Source organism: Sinorhizobium sp. RAC02 (assembly GCF_001713395.1).
In the GTDB taxonomy this organism is placed as follows: Bacteria; Pseudomonadota; Alphaproteobacteria; order Rhizobiales; family Rhizobiaceae; genus Shinella.
On sequence record NZ_CP016452.1, the window covers coordinates 2,010,784 to 2,034,452 of the forward strand.

At 63.7% G+C, this 23,669-nt stretch carries 24 protein-coding genes; 14 read left to right on the top strand and 10 right to left on the bottom strand.

What is annotated here, in order from left to right; genetic code table 11:
* The first annotated feature begins 16 nt into the window (after positions 1-16).
* On the top strand, positions 17-838 hold the full coding sequence (locus BSY16_RS30355) for an alpha/beta fold hydrolase (protein ID WP_069063803.1): 822 nt from the start codon (positions 17-19) through the stop codon (positions 836-838).
* A 43-nt stretch (positions 839-881) separates the two neighbouring features.
* Here BSY16_RS30355 and BSY16_RS30360 read toward each other — a convergent pair whose 3' ends face one another.
* Positions 882-1,832: a LysR family transcriptional regulator gene (locus BSY16_RS30360; protein WP_069063451.1), complete on the bottom strand. Its 951-nt coding sequence runs from the start codon at positions 1,830-1,832 to the stop codon at positions 882-884.
* 83 nt (positions 1,833-1,915) lie between these two features.
* Between BSY16_RS30360 and BSY16_RS30365 the strand changes: the two genes are divergently transcribed.
* The 9 genes from BSY16_RS30365 to BSY16_RS30405 are packed head-to-tail and all read left to right on the top strand — an operon-like array spanning position 1,916 to position 11,215.
* A complete protein-coding gene (locus BSY16_RS30365; RefSeq protein WP_069063452.1) occupies positions 1,916-2,773 on the top strand; it encodes a dioxygenase family protein in 858 nt (285 codons plus the stop codon).
* A complete protein-coding gene (locus tag BSY16_RS30370) occupies positions 2,770-3,828 on the top strand; it encodes a maleylacetate reductase (RefSeq protein WP_069063453.1) in 1,059 nt (352 codons plus the stop codon). The genes BSY16_RS30365 and BSY16_RS30370 overlap by 4 nt, the downstream gene beginning before the upstream one ends.
* Positions 3,829-3,863: 35 nt before the next feature.
* Positions 3,864-5,144, top strand: coding sequence for an ABC transporter substrate-binding protein (locus BSY16_RS30375; RefSeq protein ID WP_069063454.1), 1,281 nt, complete (start codon positions 3,864-3,866; stop codon positions 5,142-5,144).
* 34 nt (positions 5,145-5,178) lie between these two features.
* Positions 5,179-5,898 (top strand): ABC transporter ATP-binding protein, encoded by a 720-nt coding sequence (locus BSY16_RS30380; protein ID WP_069063455.1) that lies wholly within the window; start codon positions 5,179-5,181, stop codon positions 5,896-5,898.
* Positions 5,895-6,614, top strand: a complete 720-nt coding sequence (locus BSY16_RS30385) for an ABC transporter ATP-binding protein (protein WP_069063456.1) — start codon at positions 5,895-5,897, stop codon at positions 6,612-6,614. The genes BSY16_RS30380 and BSY16_RS30385 overlap by 4 nt, the downstream gene beginning before the upstream one ends.
* Positions 6,601-7,464 (top strand): branched-chain amino acid ABC transporter permease, encoded by an 864-nt coding sequence (locus BSY16_RS30390; protein ID WP_069063457.1) that lies wholly within the window; start codon positions 6,601-6,603, stop codon positions 7,462-7,464. The genes BSY16_RS30385 and BSY16_RS30390 overlap by 14 nt, the downstream gene beginning before the upstream one ends.
* A gap of 10 nt (positions 7,465-7,474) precedes the next feature.
* Complete coding sequence (locus tag BSY16_RS30395; RefSeq protein ID WP_069063458.1) at positions 7,475-8,557, top strand: branched-chain amino acid ABC transporter permease; 1,083 nt, start codon at positions 7,475-7,477, stop codon at positions 8,555-8,557.
* Positions 8,550-10,304, top strand: coding sequence for an FAD-dependent oxidoreductase (locus BSY16_RS30400; protein ID WP_069063459.1), 1,755 nt, complete (start codon positions 8,550-8,552; stop codon positions 10,302-10,304). Before BSY16_RS30395 ends, BSY16_RS30400 begins: the two co-directional genes overlap by 8 nt.
* 8 nt (positions 10,305-10,312) lie before the next feature.
* A complete protein-coding gene (locus tag BSY16_RS30405; RefSeq protein WP_069063804.1) occupies positions 10,313-11,215 on the top strand; it encodes an intradiol ring-cleavage dioxygenase in 903 nt (300 codons plus the stop codon).
* 341 nt (positions 11,216-11,556) lie between these two features.
* Here BSY16_RS30405 and BSY16_RS30410 read toward each other — a convergent pair whose 3' ends face one another.
* The 6 genes from BSY16_RS30410 to BSY16_RS30435 all read right to left on the bottom strand — a co-directional run bounded on the left by BSY16_RS30410 (position 11,557) and on the right by BSY16_RS30435 (position 16,838).
* Positions 11,557-11,856 (bottom strand): MDR/zinc-dependent alcohol dehydrogenase-like family protein, encoded by a 300-nt coding sequence (locus BSY16_RS30410; protein WP_069063460.1) that lies wholly within the window; start codon positions 11,854-11,856, stop codon positions 11,557-11,559.
* 157 nt (positions 11,857-12,013) lie between these two features.
* Positions 12,014-13,060: a branched-chain amino acid ABC transporter permease gene (locus tag BSY16_RS30415; RefSeq protein ID WP_069063461.1), complete on the bottom strand. Its 1,047-nt coding sequence runs from the start codon at positions 13,058-13,060 to the stop codon at positions 12,014-12,016.
* On the bottom strand, positions 13,057-13,935 hold the full coding sequence (locus BSY16_RS30420; protein ID WP_069063462.1) for a branched-chain amino acid ABC transporter permease: 879 nt from the start codon (positions 13,933-13,935) through the stop codon (positions 13,057-13,059). The genes BSY16_RS30415 and BSY16_RS30420 overlap by 4 nt, the downstream gene beginning before the upstream one ends.
* A 10-nt stretch (positions 13,936-13,945) precedes the next feature.
* On the bottom strand, positions 13,946-14,674 hold the full coding sequence (locus BSY16_RS30425) for an ABC transporter ATP-binding protein (RefSeq protein ID WP_069063463.1): 729 nt from the start codon (positions 14,672-14,674) through the stop codon (positions 13,946-13,948).
* Complete coding sequence (locus BSY16_RS30430; RefSeq protein ID WP_069063464.1) at positions 14,674-15,420, bottom strand: ABC transporter ATP-binding protein; 747 nt, start codon at positions 15,418-15,420, stop codon at positions 14,674-14,676. The genes BSY16_RS30425 and BSY16_RS30430 overlap by 1 nt, the downstream gene beginning before the upstream one ends.
* Positions 15,421-15,560: 140 nt before the next feature.
* Positions 15,561-16,838 carry an amino acid ABC transporter substrate-binding protein gene (locus BSY16_RS30435; protein ID WP_069063465.1) on the bottom strand — a complete coding sequence of 426 codons (1,278 nt, stop codon included), beginning with the start codon at positions 16,836-16,838 and terminating at the stop codon, positions 15,561-15,563.
* A gap of 299 nt (positions 16,839-17,137) precedes the next feature.
* Here BSY16_RS30435 and BSY16_RS30440 point away from each other — a divergent pair, with 299 nt between their 5' ends.
* On the top strand, positions 17,138-18,169 hold the full coding sequence (locus tag BSY16_RS30440) for a LacI family DNA-binding transcriptional regulator (RefSeq protein ID WP_069063466.1): 1,032 nt from the start codon (positions 17,138-17,140) through the stop codon (positions 18,167-18,169).
* A gap of 17 nt (positions 18,170-18,186) precedes the next feature.
* Here the strand turns inward: BSY16_RS30440 and BSY16_RS30445 are convergent, their stop codons facing one another.
* Positions 18,187-19,086, bottom strand: a complete 900-nt coding sequence (locus BSY16_RS30445; RefSeq protein WP_069063467.1) for a LysR family transcriptional regulator — start codon at positions 19,084-19,086, stop codon at positions 18,187-18,189.
* A gap of 167 nt (positions 19,087-19,253) precedes the next feature.
* Between BSY16_RS30445 and BSY16_RS30450 the strand changes: the two genes are divergently transcribed.
* Both BSY16_RS30450 and BSY16_RS30455 read left to right on the top strand, forming a co-directional pair.
* The gene (locus tag BSY16_RS30450; RefSeq protein WP_069063468.1) at positions 19,254-19,943 is read left to right on the top strand and encodes a hydrolase; all 690 of its coding nucleotides are present in this window, start codon (positions 19,254-19,256) and stop codon (positions 19,941-19,943) included.
* 110 nt (positions 19,944-20,053) lie between these two features.
* Positions 20,054-20,449, top strand: a complete 396-nt coding sequence (locus BSY16_RS30455; protein WP_069063805.1) for a DoxX family protein — start codon at positions 20,054-20,056, stop codon at positions 20,447-20,449.
* 23 nt (positions 20,450-20,472) lie between these two features.
* Here BSY16_RS30455 and BSY16_RS30460 read toward each other — a convergent pair whose 3' ends face one another.
* Together BSY16_RS30460 and BSY16_RS30465 are read right to left on the bottom strand one after the other, a co-directional pair.
* Complete coding sequence (locus tag BSY16_RS30460) at positions 20,473-20,763, bottom strand: GNAT family N-acetyltransferase (RefSeq protein ID WP_069063469.1); 291 nt, start codon at positions 20,761-20,763, stop codon at positions 20,473-20,475.
* 346 nt (positions 20,764-21,109) lie between these two features.
* A complete protein-coding gene (locus BSY16_RS30465) occupies positions 21,110-22,213 on the bottom strand; it encodes an NADH:flavin oxidoreductase/NADH oxidase (protein WP_069063470.1) in 1,104 nt (367 codons plus the stop codon).
* A 356-nt stretch (positions 22,214-22,569) separates the two neighbouring features.
* On the opposite strand from BSY16_RS30465, the gene BSY16_RS30470 reads away from it, so the two are divergent.
* Complete coding sequence (locus BSY16_RS30470; protein WP_069063471.1) at positions 22,570-23,625, top strand: TRAP transporter substrate-binding protein; 1,056 nt, start codon at positions 22,570-22,572, stop codon at positions 23,623-23,625.
* The last annotated feature ends 44 nt before the right edge of the window (positions 23,626-23,669 follow it).

Here is a 23,669-nt window from a genome sequence, read left to right on the forward strand (position 1 = left end):
AGAAGGAACCAACCCGATGAGCACAATCACGACGAAGGACGGAACCCGGATTTTCTACAAGGACTGGGGCACGGGTCAACCGATCCTGTTTTCCCACGGCTGGCCGCTTTCAGCCGACGCCTGGGATGGCCAGATGCTGTACTTCGGCCAGAACGGGTTTCGCGTTGTCGCCCATGACCGCCGGGGCCACGGCCGCTCCGACCAGCCCTGGGACGGCAACAACATGGACCAATATGCCGACGACCTTGCCGAGCTGATCGAAACGCTCGACCTGAAGGACCTCGTCATGATCGGCCATTCCACTGGCGGCGGCGAAGTTGCTCATTATATCGGCCGCCACGGCTCCGCCCGCGTCGCCAAGGTTGTGCTCGTCGGCGCCGTGCCGCCCCTGATGCTGAAGACCGAGGCCAACCCGGAGGGCTTGCCGCTCGAGGTCTTCGACGGCATCCGCCAGGGCACGGCAACGAACCGCTCGCAGTTCTTCAAGGACGTCACCATGCCCTTCTATGGCTTCAACCGCGAGGGCGCCAAAGTAAACGAAGGTTTTCGCGAATCCTTCTGGCTGCAGGGCATGATGGGCTCCATCAAGGGCCACTATGATTGCATCCGGGAGTTCTCCGAGGTCGATTACACGGAGGACCTGAAGGCAATCGACCGCCCGACCTTGATCATCCATGGCGACGACGACCAGATGGTGCCCATCGCCGCCTCCGCCGAAAAATCCGCAAAGATCGTCAAAGATGCCAAGCTTCTTGTCTACAAGGGCGGCTCGCATGGCCTGGCGGAAGTCGAGGCGGAAAAATTCAACGCCGACGTGCTGGCCTTCATCAAGGATTGATGGCGACTGAGGCGCCGGGGCGGAAACCTCCCGGCGCCTTCCTTCAAAGCCCCCAGACCACCGATTCCTCGTGGCGCTTGATGAGGTGCTTGAGGTTGTCGAAACCGCTCTGCACATGGCGGGCGAAATGATCGACCGCCGGCATGCGTGGTGCATCGGCACGCTTCAGGAGGCCGAGCGCGCGCTGCGGATGGGGCACGTTGACCGGCAGCGCGGTGATCGATTTCTCGTTGCGCTGGGCAAAGACCACGCTATGCGGCAGCACCGTCAGGGCATCGGTGCCCTTCAGGTAGTTGACGACGCTCATCAGCGAACCGCCGGTATAGCGGATGCGCAGCTCCGTTGCGCCGAAGGAGAGCAGCATGCTGCGCAGGTCGGCCAGAAGCGGACTGCCCGGCGGCGGTGCGACCCAGGGATAGTCCAGCAGATGCATCGGCTGCGGCCGGCGCTTCAACAGCAGCGGATGCGTCACCCGGCAGGCGACGACGTTGCGGCCGGGCAGAATCTCATGAAATTCCAGCCCGGAGCCCTCATCGAGAATATCGATCGGGCAGATGGCGAGGTCGATCTGGTCGGCCTTCAGCGCAGCGCGCAGATCGGAAAAATAGCCGTAGATCTGGTCGACGCGCACGTCCGGATGCTGGTTCTGGAATTCTGCAATCATCCCGGCGATCAGCGCATCCATGAAGAAGGGTGTGCCGCCGATACGCACCGTACCGCCCTTGCCGACGCGAAAACTCTCGATCGTATCCGACGCCTTGCGAGAGGCCGCGAGCATGGTCTGGCCATGATCCGCCAGCGCCCGGCCGAGCGGCGTCGGCTGGAGCGGCCGCCGCCCCTTCAGGAACAGCGGTTCGCCCAGACGTTTCTCCAACATCGACAACGTGCGTGAGACGGCGGGCTGCGCCATGCCGAGCAGCGCCGCCCCCTCGGTAACGCCGCCCGTCTTGACGACGGCGGCAAGCTGGATCAGGTGGCGCTCGTCAATTTTCATAACGATCCGTTATATTCTCGCCGAACAAAATCATCAATGCCGATCCGTGGCTTTGCTAATCTTCCTACGTTGGAGGACGAAGCATGGCAGTCCCTGTCAATACGCTCATCTCGCCAGAGGTGTTTTCCCGGCGGCTTGCGGCCGCGGGCGAAGAGCCGTTGCGGCGGGCGCTGGTCGGTGCCGTCACCCATCTCCACGCCCTCATCCGCGAATTGAAGCCGACGCCGGCCGAGTGGCGCAGCCTGATCACCTTCCTCACCGATGTCGGCCACGCCTCGGACGACCGCCGGCAGGAATGGGTGCTGCTGTCGGATCTTCTCGGCGCGACCGCTCTTGTCGAAGAGGTCAACACCCATCGCCCCAAGCAGGCGACGCCGGGCACGCTGCGCGGACCCTTCTTTCGTGCCGATGCACCGGCTCGCACCCTCGGCAGCGACATCTCGCTCGATGGCGTTGGCGAACGACTCACCGTCTTCGGCCGCGTGGTGGATCTCGACAGCGAACCCGTCGCCGGGGCCGAGATCATCACCTGGCAGGCAAATGCCGCCGGCCTCTACGAAAACCAGCAGCCCGATCTCCAGCCGGAATTCAACTTGCGCGGCCTGTTCCAGACGGATGGGGAGGGGCGCTTCCACTACCTCACCGTGCGCCCCGCCGGTTACGGCGTGCCTGACGATGGTCCGGTCGGCGCCTTGTTGCTGAAGGCCGGCCTGCCGCTACGCCGCCCGGCGCATCTGCAATTCCTGATCAGGGCGGCCGGCTTCGAGACGCTCGTCACCCATCTCTACGACGGCAGCGATCCGCACCTTGCCGAGGACCCGCTCTTCGCCGTCAAGCCGGAGCTGATCTGCCGCTTCGAGCGCATGGGCGAAAAACCCTGCTGGCGGCTCGATTTCACCTTCGTTCTGGCGCGCGCCAAAAAACAGGGAGCCGGAACATGACCCGCGATTTCGTCTATTCGACCAGTCCGGCGCATATCGTCTTCGGCCCGGGCAAAGCCGGAACCGCCGGCGAGTGGAGCGACCGTATCGGCTGTCGCCGTGCGCTCGTGCTCTCGACGCCGCACCAGGAGGGTGATGCGCAAAGGCTGGCGGAAACGCTTGGGCCCCGCGTGGCCGGCGTCTTTGCCGGGGCGGTGATGCACACGCCCGTCGAGATGACGGAACGGGCGATGGAGGTGGTGCGCCAGACCGCGGCTGATGTCGTCGTCTCGCTCGGCGGCGGCTCGACGACCGGGCTCGGCAAGGCGATCGCCTATCGCACCGACCTGCCGCAGATCGTCATCCCCACCACCTATGCCGGCTCGGAAGTGACGCCGATCCTCGGCCAAACGGAGGCGGGCCGCAAGACGACAGTGCGCAGCGCTAGCATTTTGCCGGAAGTGGTGATCTACGACCCAGCGCTCACCCTCGGCCTGCCGGTCGGCATGAGCGTGACGAGCGGCCTCAACGCCATGGCCCATGCCGTGGAGGCGCTCTATGCCGAGGACCGCAACCCCGTTTCCTCGCTGATGGCCGTCGAGGGCCTGCGCGCCTTCCAAAAGAGCCTGCCGGCGATCGTCGCCTCACCAAGGGATGAGGCGGCACGGTCGGACGCGCTTTATGGCGCCTGGCTCTGCGGCACGGTGCTCGGCACGGTCGGCATGGCGCTGCACCACAAGATCTGCCACACGCTCGGCGGCACATTCGATACGCCGCATGCCGAGACCCATGCGATCATGCTGCCGCACACTGCGGCCTTCAACGCCGTCGCCGTGCCCGACATGCTCGCCCCCGTGGCGGAGATTTTTGGCGGTTCGGTTGGCCGCGGGCTCTGGGATTTCGCCAAGTCGGCCGGCGCGCCGCTGGCGCTGAAGGATCTCGGGCTTACGGAAGGTGATCTCGACCTTGCCGCCGATATCGCCACGCAAAACCCCTATCCAAACCCGCGCCCGATCGACCGGCGGTCGATCCGTGCGCTGCTGCAGGATGCCTGGGAGGGCCGGCGGCCGGATTGACAACGCCCGAAAAGGGACTGGGAGGAGGACCCATCATGCTGACGAGACGCGATTTCCTGAAGACGACGGCCGCTGGCAGCGCCGCCGCCCTGACATCCGGCCTTTCCATGCCGGCTCTGGCGCAAAATGCGCCGCTGAAACTCGGCTATGTCAGCCCGCAGACCGGGCCGCTCGCCGCCTTCGGCGAGGCCGACAGCTTCGTCATCGACAACTTTCTCGCCGTCGCCAAATCCAAGGGGCTGAACTACGAGATAACAGTCAAGGACAGCCAGTCGAACTCCAACCGCGCGGCGGAAGTCGCCAAGCAACTCATCGTCGACGACGAGGTGAACCTGGTGCTCGTTGCCTCGACGCCGGAGACGACCAATCCCGTCGCGACGACGTGCGAGGCGGAGGGCATGCCCTGCATCTCCACCGTCGCGCCCTGGCAGCCCTGGTTCATCGGCCAGCAGGGCAATCCCGGCGATCCCGCCTCCTGGAAACCCTTCGATTACGCCTACCACTTCTTCTGGGGGCTGGAGGATGTCATCGCCGTCTTCACCAACATGTGGGCGCAGGTGGAGACCAACCGCAAGGTCGGCGGTCTCTTCCCCAATGACGGCGACGGCAATGCCTGGGGCGACAAGGTTGTCGGCTTCCCGCCCGTGCTGGAGAAGATGGGCTACTCGCTGAACGATCCCGGCCGCTACCAGAACATGACCGACGATTTTTCCGCGCAGATCAATGCCTTCAAGGCCGGTCAATGCGAGATTATCACCGGCGTCGTCATCCCGCCCGATTTCACCACCTTCTGGAACCAGGCCAAGCAGCAGGGTTTCGTGCCGAAGGTCGCCTCGATCGGCAAGGCGCTGCTCTTCCCGCAGGCGGTGGAGGCGCTGGGCACGGCCGGCCACAATCTCTCCTCGGAAATCTGGTGGTCGCCGAGCCATCCGTTCAAGTCGTCGCTGACCGGCGAGACCTCGGCCGAAGTCGCTAGCGCCTTCACCAAGACGACCGGCCGTCCCTGGACGCAGCCGATCGGCTTTGCCCATGCGCTCTTTGAACTCGCGGTGGACGCGCTTTCCCGCGCCGAGGACCCGACGGACGGCGATACGGTCGCGGCCGCCATCGCGGCGACGAAACTCGATACGCTCGTCGGCACCGTCACCTGGGACGGCAAGGACCTGCCGCCGTTTGCGGCGAAGAACATCGCCAAGACACCGCTTGTCGGCGGCCAATGGCGACTGAAGGACGGCGGCGGCTACGACCTCGTCATCACCGACAACAAGACCGCGCCGGCCATCCCCGTCGGCGGGACGATGGAAGCGATCGCCTGAACGTGCGGAGGATGGGCGGCCCCGGAGGCGCAAGATGACCCTGTTACAGCTCGACGGCGTTTCCAAGCGTTTTGGCGCGCTCACTGTCGCGGAAGCGATCAGCTTCTCCGTCGGCGAAGGCGAGGCGCTCGGCATTATCGGTCCGAACGGGGCCGGCAAGTCGACGCTCTTCAACCTGATCAACGGCACGATCGCCGCCGACAGCGGCACCATCCGCTTTTCCGGTGCCGACGTCACCTGCACGCCGCCGATGGCGCGCTGTCTTGCCGGCATGGGGCGCACCTTTCAGATCCCCCAGCCCTTCGAGAAACTCACCGTCTTCGAAAACCTGCTGGTCGCCGGCAGTTTTGGCGCCCGGCGCAGCGAGGCGGAGGCCTATGACCGCTGCGCCAAGATTCTTCACGACACCGGCCTCATCGACAAGGCCAACGTGCCGGCGGGCGGCCTCAGTCTGCTCCAGCGCAAACGCCTGGAACTTGCCCGGGCGCTCGCCACCGAACCGCGCCTGCTGCTGCTCGACGAGATCGCCGGCGGGCTGACGGAGGGCGAATGCCAGGCGCTCGTCGCCACCATCCGCGCCATCCATGCCAAGGGCGTCGCCGTCATCTGGATCGAGCATGTGCTGCACGCGCTGACCTCGGTGGTGGAACGGTTGCTGGTGCTGAATTTCGGTCGCGTGATCGGCATGGGCGCGCCGGCCGAGATCATGGCCTCACGCGAGGTCAAGGAAATCTACCTGGGGATCGAGATATGACCGCGCTCCTCGAAACCAAGGGCCTGACGGCTTTCTACGGCGATTTCCAGGCGCTGTTCGGCGTCGATATCCGCGTGGAGGCCGGCGAAACCATCGCCATTATCGGCGCCAATGGCGCCGGAAAGACGACGCTGATGCGCGCCATTTCCGGCGTGCTCAAAAGCGCCGCCGACACCATCCATTGCCGGGGCGAGGCGATCGGCGCGCTCCCTGCCCCCGATATTCTGGCCCGCGGCGTCGCCATGGTGCCGGAGGGGCGGCGGCTTTTTCCCTCGCTGACGGTGGAGGAAAATCTCCTCATCGGCGCCTATCGCAAACGCCGCGGCGCCTGGACGCTCGACAGCGTCTACACGCTCTTCCCGATCCTCAAGGAGAGGCACAACAACCCGGCGACGGCGCTTTCCGGCGGCCAGCAACAGATGGTGGCGATCGGCCGGGCGTTGATGGCCAATCCTGATGTGCTGCTCTGCGACGAGATCAGCCTCGGCCTCGCGCCCGTCGTCGTGCGCGATATCTACGCCGCCTTCCCGCGCATCCGCGCCTCGGGCGCCTCCATCGTCATCGTCGAGCAGGATATCGGCCAGGCGCTGAAGGTGGCCAACCGCGTCTATTGCATGATGGAGGGGCGCATCACCCTTTCCGGCCGGCCGGACGAGCTGAGCCGCGAAAACATCCACGCCGCCTATTTCGGAGCCGTGCGCCATGAGCCTCATTGACACCATCGTCCAGGGCGTATTGCTCGGCGGTCTCTATGCGCTGTTCGCCGCCGGCCTCAGCCTCGTCTTCGGCATCATGCGCCTGGTCAATCTCGCGCATGGCGACCTGATCGTGCTCGCCGCCTTCCTGCTGCTCGTGCTGGTGAGCACGCTCGGCCTCAACCCCTTTCTCGCCGCGCTCATCGTCGCACCCGTCATGTTTGCGCTCGGCTATGCGTTGCAGGAGGTGCTGTTCAACCGCACGCTTGGGAAGGACGTGCTGCCGCCGCTGCTCGTCACCTTCGGCCTGTCAATCGTCATCCAAAACGGCCTTCTGGAGGGCTTTTCGGCCGATAGCCGCCGTATCTCCGCGGGATCGCTGGAAACGGCTTCGATAGCGGCCGGTCCCGTCATCATCGGCCTGATGCCGCTGCTCGCCCTTCTCTCGGCCGTCGCCGTCATTGTCGGGCTGAACCTCCTCATCTACCGCACTGCGCTCGGCCGCGCCTTCCGCGCCACGTCAGACGATGCAGTAACGGCCGGCCTGATGGGTATCCACCCGCGCAAGATTTTCGCTGTCGCGACGGGGCTTGCCATGGTGGTGGTGACGATTGCCGCGCTCTATCTCGGTACCCGCGCCAATTTTGATCCGACCGCCGGTCCGGCCCGGTTGATCTACGCCTTCGAGGCGGTGATCATCGGCGGCCTCGGCTCGCTCTGGGGCACGCTTGCAGGCGGCATCATCCTCGGCGTGGCGCAAACGGTCGGCGCGGCGATCAATCCCGAATGGCAGATCCTGTCCGGCCATCTCGCCTTCCTCGCCGTCCTTCTGGTCAAGCCGCGCGGTCTCTTCCCGCGCGCCGTCGATTGAGGTGTTTTCGATGAGCATCGCCATCCCCTCCCTCAAGGTCGAAACCCGCACGAAGGTCTCGTCGGTCTCGCTGCTCGTCGCCTTCGCTGTGCTGGCGCTCGGTTTTGCCGCGCCTTTCCTCGTCTCGCGCGGCGCGGTGCAGGACCTGTTCTTCATCCTCACCATGCTGGTGCTGGCGCAGAGCTGGAACCTGCTGGCCGGTTACGCCGGGCTGATCTCCGTCGGCCAGCAGGTTTTCGTCGGTTTCGGCGCCTATGCCATGTTCGGCGCGGTCATCCTGCTGGGCGTCGATCCGTTGCTGGCGATCCTCATCGCCGGAGTTCTGTCCGTGCTGCTCGCCATCCCGACCGCCTTCTTCACCTTCCGCCTCTATGGCCCCTATTTCGCCATCGGCACCTGGGTCGTGGCGGAGATCGTGCGCCTGCTCTTCGCCCAGTGGAAGGCGCTCGGCGGCGGCACCGGCACATCGTTGCCGCGCGAGGCGGTGCGGGACATGGCAGGTGTTTCGCTTTTACGCGATCTCTTCGGCATGAAACCGGCCCAGGCGAGCGACGCGATCACCTATTGGCTGGCGCTCATCCTCGCCGCCGCCACCATCGGCTTCATCTACCGCCTCCTGCGCAGCAAGCAGGGGCTCGGCCTTGCCGCCGTGCGCGACAACCAGCAGGCGGCGCGTGCCGTTGGCGTCGATGCCCGGCGCATGAAGGCGCTGGTCTATCTCGCGACAGCCTTCCTAACCGGCCTTGCCGGCGCGCTGATCTATGTGCAGAAGGCCCGCATATCGCCGGATGCCGCCTTCTCCGTCACCGACTGGACGGCCTATGTCATCTTCATCGTCGTGATCGGCGGCATCGGCACCATCGAAGGGCCGATCCTCGGCGTCATCCTGTTCTTTCTCTTGCAGAATTTCATGGCCGACTACGGCTCGTGGTACCTGCTGATGCTCGGCCTTGCCGGCATCCTCGTCATGCTCTTCGCGCCGCGCGGTCTCTGGGGCGCCTTCTCCGACCGCACCGGCATCCAGCTCTTTCCGGTTCGCCGCACGCTTGTCGGCGGCCCGTCTATCCATCAGGGAGGATCATCACATGGCTGACATCACCACCGACGTGCTCATCATCGGCACCGGCCCCGCCGGTTCCGCCACCGCCGCGCTGCTTTCGAGTTACGGCGTCGAGAACATGGTGATCAACCGCTACCGCTGGCTTGCCAACACGCCGCGCGCCCACATCACCAACCAGCGAACCATGGAAGTGCTGCGCGACCTCGGCCGCGAGGTGGAGGACGAGGCCTATATGTACGCCGCAGAACAGGACCTGATGGGCGAGAACGTCTTCTGCACGGCGCTTGCCGGCGAGGAAATTGGCCGCATGAAGAGCTGGGGCAAACATCCCGTCTCGCGCGCCGAACACCAGCTCTCCTCCCCGAGCCACATGAACGACCTGCCCCAGACCTTCATGGAGCCGCTGCTGTTCAAGACCGCCTGTTCGCGCGGCACACAGGCCCGCATGTCCACCGAATATGTCAGCCACGAGCAGGATGCGGACGGCGTCACCACCACCTGCCTCGACCGACTGACCGGCAAGACGCTGACCGTTCGCTCGAAATATCTCGTCGGCGCGGACGGCGGCAACTCAAAGGTCGCCGAGCATGCCGGCCTCTCCTTCGAGGGTCGCATGGGCGTTGCCGGCTCGATGAACATCCTCTTCGAGGCCGACCTTTCGCGCTACGTCGCCCACCGTCCCTCGGTACTCTACTGGGTCTTGCAGCCGGGCGCCGATGTCGGCGGCATCGGCATGGGGCTGGTACGCATGGTACGACCCTGGCACGAATGGCTGATCGTCTGGGGCTACGACATTAACCAGCCGGCCCCCGCGGTGGACGAGGATCATGCAAAAAAAGTGGTGCGCGATCTCGTCGGTGTCGCCGATCTCGACGTGACGATCAAGTCGGTCTCCACCTGGACCGTCAACAACATGTACGCCACCACGCTTTCGAACGGCCGCGTCTTCTGCATGGGTGACGCCATCCACCGCCATCCGCCCTCGAACGGCCTTGGCTCCAACACGTCGATCCAGGACGCCTTCAACCTCGCCTGGAAGCTCGCCCATGTGCTGAAGGGCCAGGCCGGCGAAAAACTGCTCGACAGCTACCAGACCGAGCGCGCGCCCGTCGCAAAACAGATCGTCACCCGCGCCAACAAGTCGATCGAAGAATTCGGGCCGATCTTCAAGGCGCTCGGCCTGCTTGATTCCATTGACCCCGTGAAGATGCAGCAGAACATGGACGCCCGCTGCAACAACACGCCGGCCGCCGAGGAACAGCGCGCCGCCATCCGCAAGGCGATCGCGGCAAAGGTCTATGAGTTCGACGCCCATGGCGTGGAGATGAACCAGCGCTACCGCTCGGATGCCGTGGTGACCGACGGTCAGCCCGAACCCATCTTTGCGAAGGACCCGGAGTTGCATTTCCAACAAACGACCTGGCCGGGTGCCCGCCTACCCCATGCCTGGCTGTTTTCGGAAGACGGCAGGAAGGTTTCAACACTCGACCTTGCCGGCCACGGCCGCTTCACCGTGCTGACCGGTCCCGGCGGGCAGGGCTGGATCGAGGCGGCGAAGGCGGTCGGACGCGAACTCGGCATCGATATCGCCGCGCACGCCATCGGCCCGCGCCAGCAATGGCAGGATTTTACCGGCGATTGGGCCAATCTCAGCGAGGTGCGCGATGGCGGCGTCGTGCTGGTGCGCCCCGACCATCATGTCTGCTGGCGGCAGGCGGACAGTGCTGAAAATCCGGCAGCGGAGCTGCGCCGGGTGATGACAGCCGTTCTTGGAAAGTGAGGCCGATGATGGAAGAGCACGAAAAGGGTTTCTTCACCGAAGAAAATTCCATCGAGGTCGTCAGCGGCCGCAACAGGAATGCCAAGGACGCGCGGCTGAAGGCGATCATGGAAGTCGTGACGCGCAAGCTGCACGAGGCCGTGAAGGAGATCGAGCCGACGCAGGAGGAGTGGATGGAGGCGATCCTATTCCTCACCCGCACCGGTCAGATGTGCAACGAATGGCGGCAGGAGTTCATCCTCTTGTCCGACACGCTCGGCGTCTCCATGCTGGTCGACGCCATCAACAACCGCAAGCCCTCCGGCGCCTCGGAAAGCACGGTGCTCGGGCCGTTCCATGTGCAGGATGCACCGGAGCTGCCGATGGGCGCCAACATCTGCCTCGACCAGAAGGGTGAGGACATGGTGATTTCCGGCCGCATCCTCGACACGCAGGGACGGCCGATCGAAGGCGCGGTGCTGGATGTCTGGCAGGCCAACGACGAGGGTTTCTACGACGTGCAGCAGCTCGGCATCCAGCCGGAATTCAACCTGCGCGGCGTCTTTCGCACCGGGGCGGACGGACGCTACTGGTTCCGCGCCGTCAAGCCGAAATTCTATCCGATCCCGCATGACGGCCCGGTCGGAAAGATGCTCGACCACCTGGGACGCCACCCCTACCGCCCGGCACACCTGCACTACATCCTCAAGGCCGAAGGCTTCGAGACGCTGATCACCCACATTTTCGATCCGCACGACCCCTATATCAATTCGGATGCGGTCTTCGGCGTGAAGCAAAGCCTGCTTGCCGATTTTCATCTCGTCGACAATGCGGCGCGGGCGAAGAGTTATGAATTTGCCGGGCCGTTCTGGGAGGTGGAGTACGATTTTGTGCTGGCGCGAAAGGGTGAGGCCGCCGGGAAGGCAGGATGACGAGAGGGCCAAGCACAATCTGACAGCGGACACCGTTTCGGCCGCCACCTCACCCGCGACGACGATTGGATTGTCTAGGCCCGGCCGGCCGTGCGAGGTGCGGCAGGCGATGCTGCAGGCTGATTCAGATCGTGTCGGTCACACTCGCCTCCATGCCCCGTAGCTGGCGACAGCGCATGTCGTGGCACGATGCCGTCTCGCAAGGTTTTGTCTCGCAATAGCGCGTCACCTGCATCAGGGTTTCAGCAGTACACGATCGGCCGTGCCGCGCAGCACCGAGGCGTAGGCCGAGGCCGCGTCGGCAAGGCCATAGACGGTCGCCGGGTTGATCGGGAACGGCCTCAACTTGCCCCCTCGAGCTTCGCCTTCAGCTTGTCGAAGATGCATGCGCGCTTGACCGAGGACAGCGCCGGCGTATCGACGCCGATATATTTGTGGCGCCGGCGGAAGAAGTTGAAGATGCCGAAGGGCCCGGCGCGATCGAAGGTCAAAAGGAAGATCTGCCGCGCCCGCTTGGCCATGGCATTGTTGGCGATCTCGAAATAAGGACTGCCGACGGTGTTGAAGACGATGTCCGCCCCATGCCCGCCGGTCTTTTCCTTGATGATCGCGGCGACATCGTCTGTGGCGCTGTTCAGCATGCCACATCGACGAGGTCGATCTTGAGATTGTCGAGGTCCGGCGATTTCTCGCTGACCCGGAGCGCTTTTGCCAGTTGGGTATCGGCTTGGATGTTCATGTCTCATTTCCTATGGAGTGAACGAAATTCAGGTGGAAAGGGTCGTCGAAGGCGGGCAGTCAGTCCCAGTTGAGGATGCGCGGCAGCTTGCCGCTGCGGGCCAGCGTGCCGACGAGGCCGAGCGGGAAGAACACCAAGCCGAGCGCCATCACCAGGCCCGTGCCGAGGATGTTGAGTTCGGAGGCGCCCATGGTGGCGACAAAGATCTCGTTGAGCGCGACGATGAGGATTGCGCCGATGACCGGGCCAGCGACCGTGCCCTTGCCGCCGAGGATCGACATCAAAACGAGGTTGGCGGAGACGAGGATGACCAGGAAGATGTTGGGGCGCAGATAGGTGAGGTATTCGCCCCAGACGGCGCCGGCCATGCCGACGAAGAAGGCGGACAGAGCGAAGGCCATGACCTTGTAGAAACGCGTGTCGATGCCCGCACTTTCCGCCTTGATCTCATCCTTGGAAATGGCGCGCAGGCCGAGGCCAAACTTCGAATGCTTGACGCGGTAGCTCGCCCAGACGGAGACGGCGGCGATACCCAGCATGGCGTAGTAATAAGGCAACTTCGCCCATTCGACCGGCAGGCTGTTGACCGGCAGCGTCACGCCATTGGCGCCGCCGACAAATTCCCAGTTGTCGAACAGGATGCGGGCAATCATCAGAAGCGCGATCGACGAGATGATGAAGCTCGGGCCGCGCACCGTGAGCGTGATGCGCCCGATGAGATAGCCGACTGCGGCGGCGACAAGGCCGGCAAGCGGGGCGGTGACGATCGTCGAGATGCCGTAGCGGGCGAGGATCATGCCGGAGAAATAGCCACCAATGGCGAAGAACACCGCATGGCCGAGCGAGACATAGCCGGTAAAGCCGCCAAGAATGTTCCAACCTGACGCCATCGCGACATAGGACGCGGTGAACAGCACCAGATGCAGGACATAATTGTAGTTGCCGGTGAACTGCAGGAGCGGCAGGGCGCAAAGCAGTGCCAGCAACACCAGCGGGAACCACGTCGCCCGCCGCTGGTCGGCGCGAAGCGCCAGTTTTTCGTTGTGGATGCGCCTTGCCTCAAGCACGGCGCTTGTATCGGATTGCTGAAGGGTCACGACCATCATGCCAACTCCGGTTTTTCGCCGAACAGGCCCTGGGGCCGCACCAGCAGAATGATGAAAAGGGCGAGGAAGAAGGTCATCGTCGACCAGGTGGCACCCACCCAGGTGCCGACGAAGGCAGCGATCACCGAGAGCAGCACGGCGGCGATGACCGTGCCGAGGATGCTGCCCATGCCGCCGAGCACGACGACGGACATCAGCATGGCGATCCACTCCCAGTGTTTGGCAGGGAAGAAGGAGAAGACGAAGCTGACGAGCGAGCCGGCGGCACCCGCAAGACCGATGCCGATGGCGAAGGCGACGAGGCCGATGAGGTTGACGTTGACGCCGAGCAGTTCGGCGGCCTCGCGGTTCTGCGCCGTGGCGCGGATGGCATAGCCGAGCCGCGAATATTTGAGGAACAGCGCCAGCGCGCCGATAAGGAGGACGGAGATCAGCCCGGCATAGAGCTGGCCCTTCGGAATGAAGACGTCGCCGAGGAAGAAGGCATCGGTCGCATAATCGGGTGAGGTGACGCGCTGGGTATTGCTGAACAGCGCGCCCAGCAAGCCCTCGACGATCATGGCGAGCGCAAAGGTGAGCAGCACCGTCATTTCGGAATATTTTGCGCTGCGCGCCTCACGGGCAAAGAGCAGCTTGTAGAGCAGCATGCCGACGGCGCCCATGATGACGGTGGCGACCGGCAGCAGCACGATCGGATCGGCCCCGGTGAACTTGAAGCCCCAATAGGCGACATAGGCGCCACCGATGATGAGGGACGGATGCGCCAGATTGACGACCCGCATGACGCCGAAGACCAGCGCCAGGCCGGAGCCCATCAGGGCGATGACGCCACCGAGCGCGAGGCCGAGGATAAGGACTTGAATAATATCTGCCATCGTCGCTCCTTCAGGCGGCCTTCTTGCCGCCGAGATAGAGTTCCTGGATGCGCGGGTCGGAAAGCACGTCCGATGCCGGGCCTTCGAACAGCGTGCGGCCGAGATCGAGCACTACGCCCCAGTCGGAGTTTTTCAGCCCCATCAGCGCATTCTGCTCGACGAGCAGCACCGTGACGCCCTCCGCCGACATCATCTTCATGATGTCGAACATCTCCTGGATGATTTTTGGCGCAAGCCCGAGCGAGGGCTCGTCGAGCATGACGATGGCCGGCTTGATGATCAGCGTGCGGGCCATGGCGAGCGTCTGCTGCTGGCCGCCGGACATGGTTCCGGCATGCTGGTTGGCGCGTTCCTTGAGGATCGGGAAGCGTTCGAGAATGCCGTCGATGCGCCGCTCCAGCTCCTTCTGGTCGTTAAGGATGAAGCCGCCCATGCGCAGGTTTTCGCGCACGGTCATCTTGGGGAAGAGCGCCCGCTCCTGCGGCACGAAACAGATGCCCTCGCGCAGAATCTGGTCGGGGCGCAGGCCATTGAGCCGCTTGCCCTTAAAGATGACGTCGCCCTTGCGGATCTTCAGCATGCCGCAGATCGCCTTGAGGAGCGTCGACTTGCCGGCGCCGTTCGGGCCGATGATGCAATGGACCTTGCCGGGCTCGACCGTCAGATGCGCGCCGTCAAGAATGGCGCGACCGTCGCCGTAGCCGGCGGTGATGTTGGTGACTTGAAGAAGCTCGCTCATCACGCCGCCTCCGCGTCGAGAACGCCGCCGAGATAGGCTTCGAGCACCTGTGGATCGCGACGCACGACATCCGGCGTGCCCGAACAGATCACGCGGCCCTGCGCCATCACGACAACCTTGTGCGAGAGCCGCATGATCAGGTCCATGTTGTGCTCGACGATGAGCACGGTCAGGCCCTTGTCGTTGAGCGCCCGTATATGGCCGACGATTTCTTCCATAAGCGTCGGGTTGACGCCGCCGGCGGGCTCGTCGAGCAGAATGATCTTCGGATCGGACATCAGAAGGGCTGCAAGGTCCATCAGCTTCTTCTGGCCATAGGAAAGATTGTGCCCGTCCTCGTAGGCGATGCGGGTGATGCCGAGGAATTCGAGGATGGACATCGCCTTGTCCTTCTCCTCGGCGCTCATGGCCGGGCGCATGAGATCGCGCCAGCCGGCAACGCGGGACTGGACGATGATATTCTCGATGACCGTCATGTCGGCAAGGTTGCGGGAGATCTGGAAGGTGCGGCTGAGGCCGCGCGCCGTGACCTTGTGAGGCCTGAGATCATCGATACGCTTGCCGTCCAGCCGGATTTCGCCGGAGGTCGGCGTCACGGTGCGGCTGATGCAGTTGAAGGCGGTGGTCTTTCCGGCCCCGTTCGGGCCGATCAGGGCAGTGATCGAGCCCTGCTCGACCGAAAACGTCGCCTCGTCGACGGCTTTGATGCCGCCATAATGCTTACAGAGATTCCTGACTTCGAGCATGGGCCCGGCCTCCGGTTTGTTGATCTCGTGGATGTCGAAGGCGTCTTGCCGCCCATACGTCTCGTTTTCCCCTTCTCCTCGCGGGGGAGAAGGTGGCGGCAGCCGGATGAGGGGGGCTGCCGCCAGCGCTTACCGCAGGGTCAGAACCCGGCCTTGGGGTAGCGGAAGGGCGTGATGCCGTCGAATTCGCCCCTGGGCGCGACGAATTTCAGGTCGCCGTCCTGCCATTGGACCATGATGTGCGACTTGTCCTGCGCAAGGCCCCGGGCGTCCCAGGTGAAGCGACCGAGCACCGTGCGCACAGGCGCGTCCTTGGTGCGGGTGTGCAGCCATTCGCCCATCTTGGCATTGTCCGTCGTGCCCGCGCCGGCGATCGCCTGTTCGATGCCCTGGCAGACGGCGAAGGGAATGGCGCTGTCCTCGTCCGGCTCTACGCCGTAGGCAGCGGAGAAGGCCTTCACGAAATCGCCGTTGGTAAACGGTTTGCCGGCGAGCGTGCTTTCGAAGGGGGCATCCTTGTGCCAGTTGGTGTGGATCATCACGCCATCGGCCGCGGATTCACCGACACCCTCGACGAATTCGCTCTGCGCGCCCTGGCTGAGATAGACCAGTTTCGGCGTCGCGCCGACGGTCTTCAGGCTGCGGGTGAGCTGCACGGCCTCTTCCGCCGAGGCCGTCAGGCCGATGACCATCTCTGCGCCGGAGCGCTTGATCGAGTTGGCGAGGTTCAGCCAGTCGTTGAACCCCTCCTCCGGCCATTTCTCCTGCATCACCACCTTGATGCCTTCCTTGGCGAGGTAGCCTGGAGCGAGGTCGGCGATCTCCTTGCCGGTCGCGGGGTCCATGACCTTTTCACCGGTGAGGCCTGTGGCGATGGCATTGGCGAAGAAGTCATCGGCCGAAACGATCGCCGCGTTCTTCGGCCCCTCGCCGGCCGGAATGAGATCATGGATGACCGCGGTCACGTCCTTGCCGGCATATTCGGCGGCACTCACCTGGAAATAGAACAGGTTCTTGTAGCCCTGTTCATAGATGCGCAGCGCGCCGCCCGAAGGAACCGCATGCACCATGTTGTATTTCGAGAGAATTGCCGCGACCGGGAAGGTCAGGCGGCTGGAAAAGGTGCCGTAGACGGCATCAACCTTGTCGACATTGATGAAGCGCTCATACTGGTTGATGGCGGTGGCGGGGTCGGAACGGTTGTCGCTGACGATCAGCTCGACCTGCTTGCCCAGAATGCCGCCGCCGGCATTGATGAGCTGCGTACATAGCTCATAGCCGCGCTTGTGTTTTTCGCCGCTAACCGACAGGCCACCGGTGATCGGCAGCGAGGAGCCGATACGGATCGTTTCGGCATAGGCCGCCGTGCTCGCCAGCGTGAATACCAGGGCGGCCGTCAGGGTTTTCGTCAATGTCATTGATGCTCCTCCACCAGGGTGACGTATAACGCTTGATGCGCAATCGATTGCATAAACAGGTCAAAGAAATGGCGGTAAAACGCCACCCATTGCCACACGGCCTTTGGCGCTCCTCGTTCGCCCGGCCGTCGCAAGGAGCCGATTGCGCCTGCCGGCGACACCCAGATCACGGCAATGAATTAATGCAATCGATTGCAAAAACACCTAGCATGACAAAAATCAAGTGTCAAGCAACTCATGCAATCGTTTGCTTCTCCGCCTCTTCGCGTTAATATGCCCGCGCGGACTAGGAACGAGGCATGATGAAAAAACGAATTACCCTGAAGGACATAGCCCGGGAGACCGGCGTGCATGTATCGACGGTCTCCCGGGCACTTGACCCCGTGGAGCGCAAGGCCATCACCGAGGAGGTCGCTGCACGCGTACAGGCGGCCGCGGAAAAACTCGGCTACCGGCCGAACCGCATCGCCGCGGGGCTCAGGACCAACCGCACGCTGACGGTCGGCGTGATGATCCCGGACATTACCAACCTGATCTTTCCGCCGATCCTACGCGGCATCGAGAGCGTGCTCGAACCGCTCGGCTACGCCTCGATCATCGTCAACACCGACAGCGAACGTGAACGGGAAGTGCGCCTACTCGACGTGCTGCGCGACCGTGGCGTCGACGGCATCATCCATGCCGCCGTGCTGCGCAGCGACCCGTCGATCGCCCGCGCCGCCGAGGACGGCCTGCCGGTCGTCACGTTGAACCGAAGGGTGGAGAGTTCATCCATTCCCTATGTCATCAATGACGAGGACGGCGGCATCTGCGAGATGCTGCGCCACCTGCGTGCTCTCGGCCACCGACGCATCGCCCACATCGCCGGTCCGCAGGATCTTTCGACCGGCCAACTCCGCCTTGCAGCCTTCCGCACGGCTGCCGCGGACCAGGCGCTTGGCGTGGATGAAAACCTCATCGTCACCGCCACGCGGTTCGACGAGCAGGACGGTGCGCGCTGCATGGCGGCCCTGCTTGCCAGTGGCGTGCCGTTCACCGCCGTGCTCTGCGCCAATGACCGCCTGGCGCTGGGCGCGATCGAGGCACTGCGCGCACGCGGCATCGACTGCCCCCGCGAGATTTCCGTCACCGGCTTCAACGACATGCCGATGCTCGACCTCATCCGCCCGCGGTTGACGACGGTGCGCATAGAACAGTACGGCGCCGGCCAGGTCGCGGCCAAGACGCTGCTGCGCCTGCTGAACGCTGACGATCCCAAGGATGTCCCTGTCGAGACCATTATGCCCGTCGAACTCGTCATCCGCGACAGCACGGCCCCTGCCCCGTCCTAGGGTCCGTTCTCGGCGATCTACTGTAATGCAGACATGAAGGCCGGCACGTGCTGCTCGAAATATTTCGAGAAGGCGGCGATGCGAGGCGGCAGGGCCTGATAGGGCGGGTAGTAAAGGGTGAGCCAAAGGTCGGGCGGCGACCAGTGCGGCAGGACATGCACCAGCCGGCCGGCCTTCAGGTGGCCCGCAACGTGGAAGCGCGGCAGCAACGCGACGCCGACGCCCTCCGCCGCCATATCGGCGAGCATGTCACCATTGTTGGCGCTGAAGGCCCGGCCCGCGGAAATCTCGACACTCGCGCTGCCGTCCGAGAGCGTCCACGTTTCACGCCGGCTCTCGCCGCTATAGGCGAGGCATTCGTCCGGCGTCAGCTCGCCGGGGTGGTCCATCGCCGTAAACCGGCTTTCGGGTGCGGCGACGAGCACGCGAGGGATAACGCAGACCTTCCGCCAGATGGTGAACTTGTCGGAGGGCGTGGAGGAAATGCGGATAGCGAGGTCGAAATCCTGGTCGAGAATGTTGACGAAGCCGTCGGCCAGCGAGATTTCAAAATTGATCTTCGGATAGAGCTTTCGAAACCCCGACAGGATCGGCGGCAGCACCGCCTTGCCGAACCAGGTCGGCGCGCTGATGCGCAGCCGCCCCTGGTCCACCTTGTGCGCGTCCATCACATCCTTGCGCGCCGTATCGATCGCCTGGATGGCCGGCTGGATCTGCGCTGCGAAGACCGCGCCGTCCGTCGTCAGCGACACCTGCCGTGTCGTGCGCACGAAGAGCTGGACGCCGAGTTCGTCTTCCAGCGCGGCAATCGCCCGCGTGATGGCGGCCGGCGCCATGTTCAGTTCCCGCGCCACCTGGGCAAAGTTTCGTTTCTCCGCGGCGAGCAGGAAGATGCGCAGGGCCTTGTAATCGTTCATCTCGATTATTTCCTTAATCGCAATTCAATCAACATTATTATTGCAATTCAGCGACGCAATCAACCGCGCTACACCTATCTCCATCGAAACACAGACACCCGCAGAAACCGGCGAAGACAACGGCAAAAGCCCTTCTTCCCACCCAACCAAAGAGAGAGGAACACACCATGTCCGGCAAACTCGAAGTCCTGACCCCGCAGAACAGCCAGCTCATCTTCATCGACCAGCAGCCGCAGATGGCCTTCGGTGTCCAGTCGATCGACCGCCAGGTGCTGAAGAACAATGTCGTCGGTCTCGCCAAGGCCGCCAAGGTCTTCGACATCCCGACGACGATCACCACCGTCGAGACCGGCTCCTTCTCCGGCCACACCTATCCCGAACTGCTCGCCGTCTTCCCGGAAAACGACATCCTCGAACGCACCTCGATGAACTCCTGGGATGACCAGAACGTGCGCGACGCGCTGGCAAAGAATGCCGCCAACGGCCGCAAGAAGATCGTCGTCTCCGGTCTCTGGACGGAAGTCTGCAACACCACCTTCGCGCTCTCGGCCATGCATGACACCGACTATGAAATCTACATGGTGGCCGATGCGTCCGGCGGCACCTCGCTCGATGCACACAACTACGCCATGGACCGCATGGTGCAGGCCGGTGTCGTGCCGGTGACCTGGCAGCAGGTCCTGCTGGAATGGCAGCGTGACTGGGCCCGCAAGGAAACCTACGATGCCGTCACCGCGATCGTGAAGGAGCATTCCGGCGCCTACGGCATGGGCATCGACTACGCCGTGACCATGGTCCACAAGGGCGAGGAACGCGTCCATCACGGCAAGCGCATCGGCCCCAACCCGGCAAAGTGATCCCTCCCCGTTTCAGACAACAGGCCGGCCCCGCAAGGGGCCTGCCGCCTTTTGCCCGGCAGCGATCCCGTCTTCCCGATCGCTGCGAACCCGTTGCAGGAGAAACGATGATGCTTTTTTCGACCAAACAGTTCGCGCCCTATTTGCTCAGCGTCATGAGGATGGTGTCCGCCCTCGTGCTCTTCAGCTACGGAACACAGAAGATCATCGGCTTTCCGGCAGACGACGGCGGGCCGCCGCCCGGTTCCCTGCCCTGGATTGCCGGGCTCCTCGAACTCGTTCTCGGCTTTTCCCTGCTGGTCGGCTTCAAGATCCGCCTTTCGGCCTTCATTCTCTCCGGCCTCATGGCCTTTGCCTATTTCCTGCGCCATGCGCCGCAAGGCTTCTATCCGGCCCAGAACGGCGGCACGGCGGCGATTCTGTTCTGTTTCGTGTTTCTCTATCTTGCGTCAGCCGGCGGTGGTCCGCTCAGCCTCGACGCCGTGCGCATCAAAAGCAGGGTTTGACAGCGAAGCCCACCGCATGCCGGTCACCCATCGACGATGTCGCCGTAATCCAGGTGACGCGCATACCAGGCGGCCACGAAGGGGCAACGGATTACGACTTTCCGGTGACTGGCCCTGACGAGATCGAAGACGCCCGTCACCAGCCGCGAGCCGACACCCCGGCCGGACAGTTCCTGCGGGACCTCGGTGTGGGTCAGCACCAGACGTCCATCCTCCAGGCGGTAATAGACGGTGGCAGTGCCGCCATCGACCGCCAGCTCGAAACGGTGCTGGTCTGGTCGCTCGACGACGGCATTGTTCTCCGGCTGGTTCACTGTGTGCTTCCTTCTTCTCCGCCGCGCTTCAAGCGGCCCGCTGTAGGAACTGATGGATCGTGTGGGGGCACCCCGCGCCTGAAAGGGCCTTTGACCCGCCACTCCAGGACAACCCGGAAGAAATGGCTGGTGGTCGAGGCGGGTCGATACCTAAGTGTAGTTACGCTCAGCACGAGAGAGGCCTACCTTTCATTCATCGCGTCGCTTCCCGCGAGGCGGTTAGCGGCCTCCGGCTACTGGCTTCAGGGATCCCCTCCCCCGAAGCCGCGGACCGCCCGGTCCGCCAAGGCCGTCTCCTGCCGCCGGAGACGGCCTTTCTTTTTGGCGCGCGGTTGCAGGAAATGCTTCAGCGGTCGAAGAGGTGCCGGAGCTGGCGGGGTTGCGATCGCAAATACTGGTTGGGCGCCCATACTCTTTCGCCGAAATGCGCAGCCGCATGCCACGGCCAGCGGGGATCGTAGAGAATGGCGCGGGCAATCGCAACGAGATCGGCGTCTCCCACCGTAAGGATGGCTTCCGCCTGCTCGAACTCCGTGATCAGGCCGACGGCGATAACCGGGATCGTCACATTGGCCTTGACGGTGCGGGCGAAGGGCACCTGGTAGCTCGGGCCGATGGTGATCTGCTGGTGATGCGCCAGCCCGCCTGTCGAAACATGGATGGCCGAGCAGCCGCGTGCCTCCAGTTCCTTGCAGAAGGCGATGGTCTGTTCGGCATTCCAGCCGTTTTCCGCCCAGTCGGTCGCCGAAACCCGCATCGTTACCGGCCGCTCCGCCGGGAAGGCTTCGCGCACGGCCTCGAAGACCTCGAGGGGGAAGCGCATGCGGTTTTCCAGCGATCCGCCGTAGTCGTCGGTGCGATGGTTGGAGAGGGGCGACAGGAACTGGTGCAGCAGATAGCCGTGGGCGCCATGGATCTGAACCGCATCCAGGCCGAGCGCAGCGGCGCGGCGGGCGGCGTCGGCGAAGGCCGAACGTATCCGCGCGAGCCCGGCGCGGTCGAGCGCGGCCGGATGGTCGTAGTCGTCATGGAAAGGCACTGCACTCGGCGCGACCGTCTTCCAGCCGCCGTCGCCGGCGGGAGCGATCTGCCGGCCGCCCTTCCAAGGCACCTCGCTCGACGCCTTTCGCCCGGCATGGCCGAGCTGGATAGCGATCGGCATGTCCGACCAGCGGCGGACCCCGTCCAGCACCTCGCCCATCGCCCGTTCGCAGGCATCCGAATAGAGCCCGACATCACCATAGGAGATGCGCCCCTCGGGCGAGACCGCCGTCGCCTCGATGGTGAGGATGGCCGCGCCCGAGAGCGCCAGATTGCCGAGATGGATGAGATGCCAGTCAGTCATCTCGCCGTCGATGGCCGAATACTGGCACATTGGCGCGATGACGATGCGGTTTTGCAGCGTCAGCGTGCCCATTTCGAAGGGCGAGAAAAGCCTGGTTTCGCTCATGATCATTCTCCACATAAAGGGAAGGCAGGGTCCGAAGGGGCGGCCCTGTCGATGGTTTCGCCATTACCGACGAGGCTACAATGTCCCGGCGCCGAACGGGAGCGGAAATGTTCCCGCCCGGCACCGCGTATCGCCAGGTCTTTCAGACCACTGCCAGAAAGATGACGCTCGCCACAGGACTGCGCGTGGAAATGCAGGCCGCCCCGATCACGTTCTATTGATTATCGTGTGAAACTGTATAATTTACTTATCATGTTAAATATGTGGAGATGCTAAGGCCAGTTCAAGCATGCCAATCGGGGCGCTGCCTTACTCGAGGAGGAGTAGGCGGTGATGTCATATCCAAGGAGGAGAGAATGGAATTCACCAGGCGAAAATTCATGGCGACCGCTGGAACCGCGCTTGCCGCTCCGGTTATCCTGAAGTCCACTATCGCGCGTGCTCAGGAGGTGGTCACGCTGCGGCTACACCACTTCCTGCCGCCCGCTGCCAATGTTCATCAGCACTTGTTGACGCCCTGGGCGACGGCGCTGGACGATCAGAGCGGCGGCAAGCTCAAGGTCGAAATTTTCCCGGCCATGCAGCTCGGGGGGAAGCCGCCCCAGCTCTATGACCAGGCGGCCAACGGCGTTGTCGATATCGTCTGGACCTTGCCGGGCAATACGCCCGGGCGCTTCCCCTCGACGGAAGTCTTCGAATTGCCGTTCATCGCCGCGCAGAAGGCGGCAGTGAACGCCCCGGCCTGCGAAGACTACGCCCAGACCCATGTCGTTCAAGACACGGCCGATACAAAAATACTCTGCTTCTGGGCGCATGATCACGGCCTCATCCACACCAACACGGAAATCAAGACGAAGGAAGACCTTTCGGGCTTGAAGCTGCGCAACCCGACCCGCCTGGCCGGGGAAGCGCTGGCAGCGCTCGGCGCAACGTCGGTCGGCATGCCGACCCCGCAAATTCCCGAAGCGCTGGCGCAGCGCGCGATCGATGGCTGCGTCGTGCCGTGGGAGGTGGTGCCCTCGCTGAAGATCGACGAACTGACCTCGTATCACCTGGAAATACCGGGTACGCCGACGCTCTATACCACGACTTTCTTCCTCGCGATGAACAAGGCGAGATATGAGGGCCTCGCCCCAGAGCTACGCGAGATCCTCGATCGCAACAGCGGCCTTGCCTTCGCAAAGGCCGCCGGCGACATGTGGGACCGGGTCGGTGCGGAGGTTCGCGCCAAGGTCGAGGCCAGTGGCAACAACACGGTCACGACGATTAGCGAGGCGGAAAAGGCACGCTGGATCGAAGCCACGGCTCCGGTTCGCGACAAGTGGGTTGCCGATATGAAGGCGAAAGGTCTCGACGGCGAAGCCCTCGTCAAGGCCGCGCAGGATGCAATCCAGAAATACACCAAGGCCTGACCGGACTGCCGGAACGGTGCCTTTGACCGTTCCGGCGATTTCTT

Bases quoted from the DNA above. Each gene is read 5' to 3' on its own strand.
- BSY16_RS30360 (WP_069063451.1), bottom strand. From the start codon at position 1,832: ATGAAAATTGACGAGCGCCACCTGATCCAGCTTGCCGCCGTCGTCAAG.
- BSY16_RS30455 (WP_069063805.1), top strand. From the start codon at position 20,054: ATGCTTTTTTCGACCAAACAGTTCGCGCCCTATTTGCTCAGCGTCATG.
- BSY16_RS30450 (WP_069063468.1), top strand. From the start codon at position 19,254: ATGTCCGGCAAACTCGAAGTCCTGACCCCGCAGAACAGCCAGCTCATC.
- BSY16_RS30430 (WP_069063464.1), bottom strand. From the start codon at position 15,420: ATGCTCGAAGTCAGGAATCTCTGTAAGCATTATGGCGGCATCAAAGCC.
- BSY16_RS30415 (WP_069063461.1), bottom strand. From the start codon at position 13,060: ATGATGGTCGTGACCCTTCAGCAATCCGATACAAGCGCCGTGCTTGAG.
- BSY16_RS30470 (WP_069063471.1), top strand. From the start codon at position 22,570: ATGGAATTCACCAGGCGAAAATTCATGGCGACCGCTGGAACCGCGCTT.
- BSY16_RS30380 (WP_069063455.1), top strand. From the start codon at position 5,179: ATGACCCTGTTACAGCTCGACGGCGTTTCCAAGCGTTTTGGCGCGCTC.
- BSY16_RS30390 (WP_069063457.1), top strand. From the start codon at position 6,601: ATGAGCCTCATTGACACCATCGTCCAGGGCGTATTGCTCGGCGGTCTC.
- BSY16_RS30435 (WP_069063465.1), bottom strand. From the start codon at position 16,838: ATGACATTGACGAAAACCCTGACGGCCGCCCTGGTATTCACGCTGGCG.
- BSY16_RS30440 (WP_069063466.1), top strand. From the start codon at position 17,138: ATGATGAAAAAACGAATTACCCTGAAGGACATAGCCCGGGAGACCGGC.
- BSY16_RS30400 (WP_069063459.1), top strand. From the start codon at position 8,550: ATGGCTGACATCACCACCGACGTGCTCATCATCGGCACCGGCCCCGCC.
- BSY16_RS30410 (WP_069063460.1), bottom strand. From the start codon at position 11,856: ATGCTGAACAGCGCCACAGACGATGTCGCCGCGATCATCAAGGAAAAG.
- BSY16_RS30420 (WP_069063462.1), bottom strand. From the start codon at position 13,935: ATGGCAGATATTATTCAAGTCCTTATCCTCGGCCTCGCGCTCGGTGGC.
- BSY16_RS30355 (WP_069063803.1), top strand. From the start codon at position 17: ATGAGCACAATCACGACGAAGGACGGAACCCGGATTTTCTACAAGGAC.
- BSY16_RS30465 (WP_069063470.1), bottom strand. From the start codon at position 22,213: ATGAGCGAAACCAGGCTTTTCTCGCCCTTCGAAATGGGCACGCTGACG.
- BSY16_RS30375 (WP_069063454.1), top strand. From the start codon at position 3,864: ATGCTGACGAGACGCGATTTCCTGAAGACGACGGCCGCTGGCAGCGCC.
- BSY16_RS30385 (WP_069063456.1), top strand. From the start codon at position 5,895: ATGACCGCGCTCCTCGAAACCAAGGGCCTGACGGCTTTCTACGGCGAT.
- BSY16_RS30365 (WP_069063452.1), top strand. From the start codon at position 1,916: ATGGCAGTCCCTGTCAATACGCTCATCTCGCCAGAGGTGTTTTCCCGG.
- BSY16_RS30395 (WP_069063458.1), top strand. From the start codon at position 7,475: ATGAGCATCGCCATCCCCTCCCTCAAGGTCGAAACCCGCACGAAGGTC.
- BSY16_RS30370 (WP_069063453.1), top strand. From the start codon at position 2,770: ATGACCCGCGATTTCGTCTATTCGACCAGTCCGGCGCATATCGTCTTC.
- BSY16_RS30445 (WP_069063467.1), bottom strand. From the start codon at position 19,086: ATGAACGATTACAAGGCCCTGCGCATCTTCCTGCTCGCCGCGGAGAAA.
- BSY16_RS30425 (WP_069063463.1), bottom strand. From the start codon at position 14,674: ATGAGCGAGCTTCTTCAAGTCACCAACATCACCGCCGGCTACGGCGAC.
- BSY16_RS30405 (WP_069063804.1), top strand. From the start codon at position 10,313: ATGGAAGAGCACGAAAAGGGTTTCTTCACCGAAGAAAATTCCATCGAG.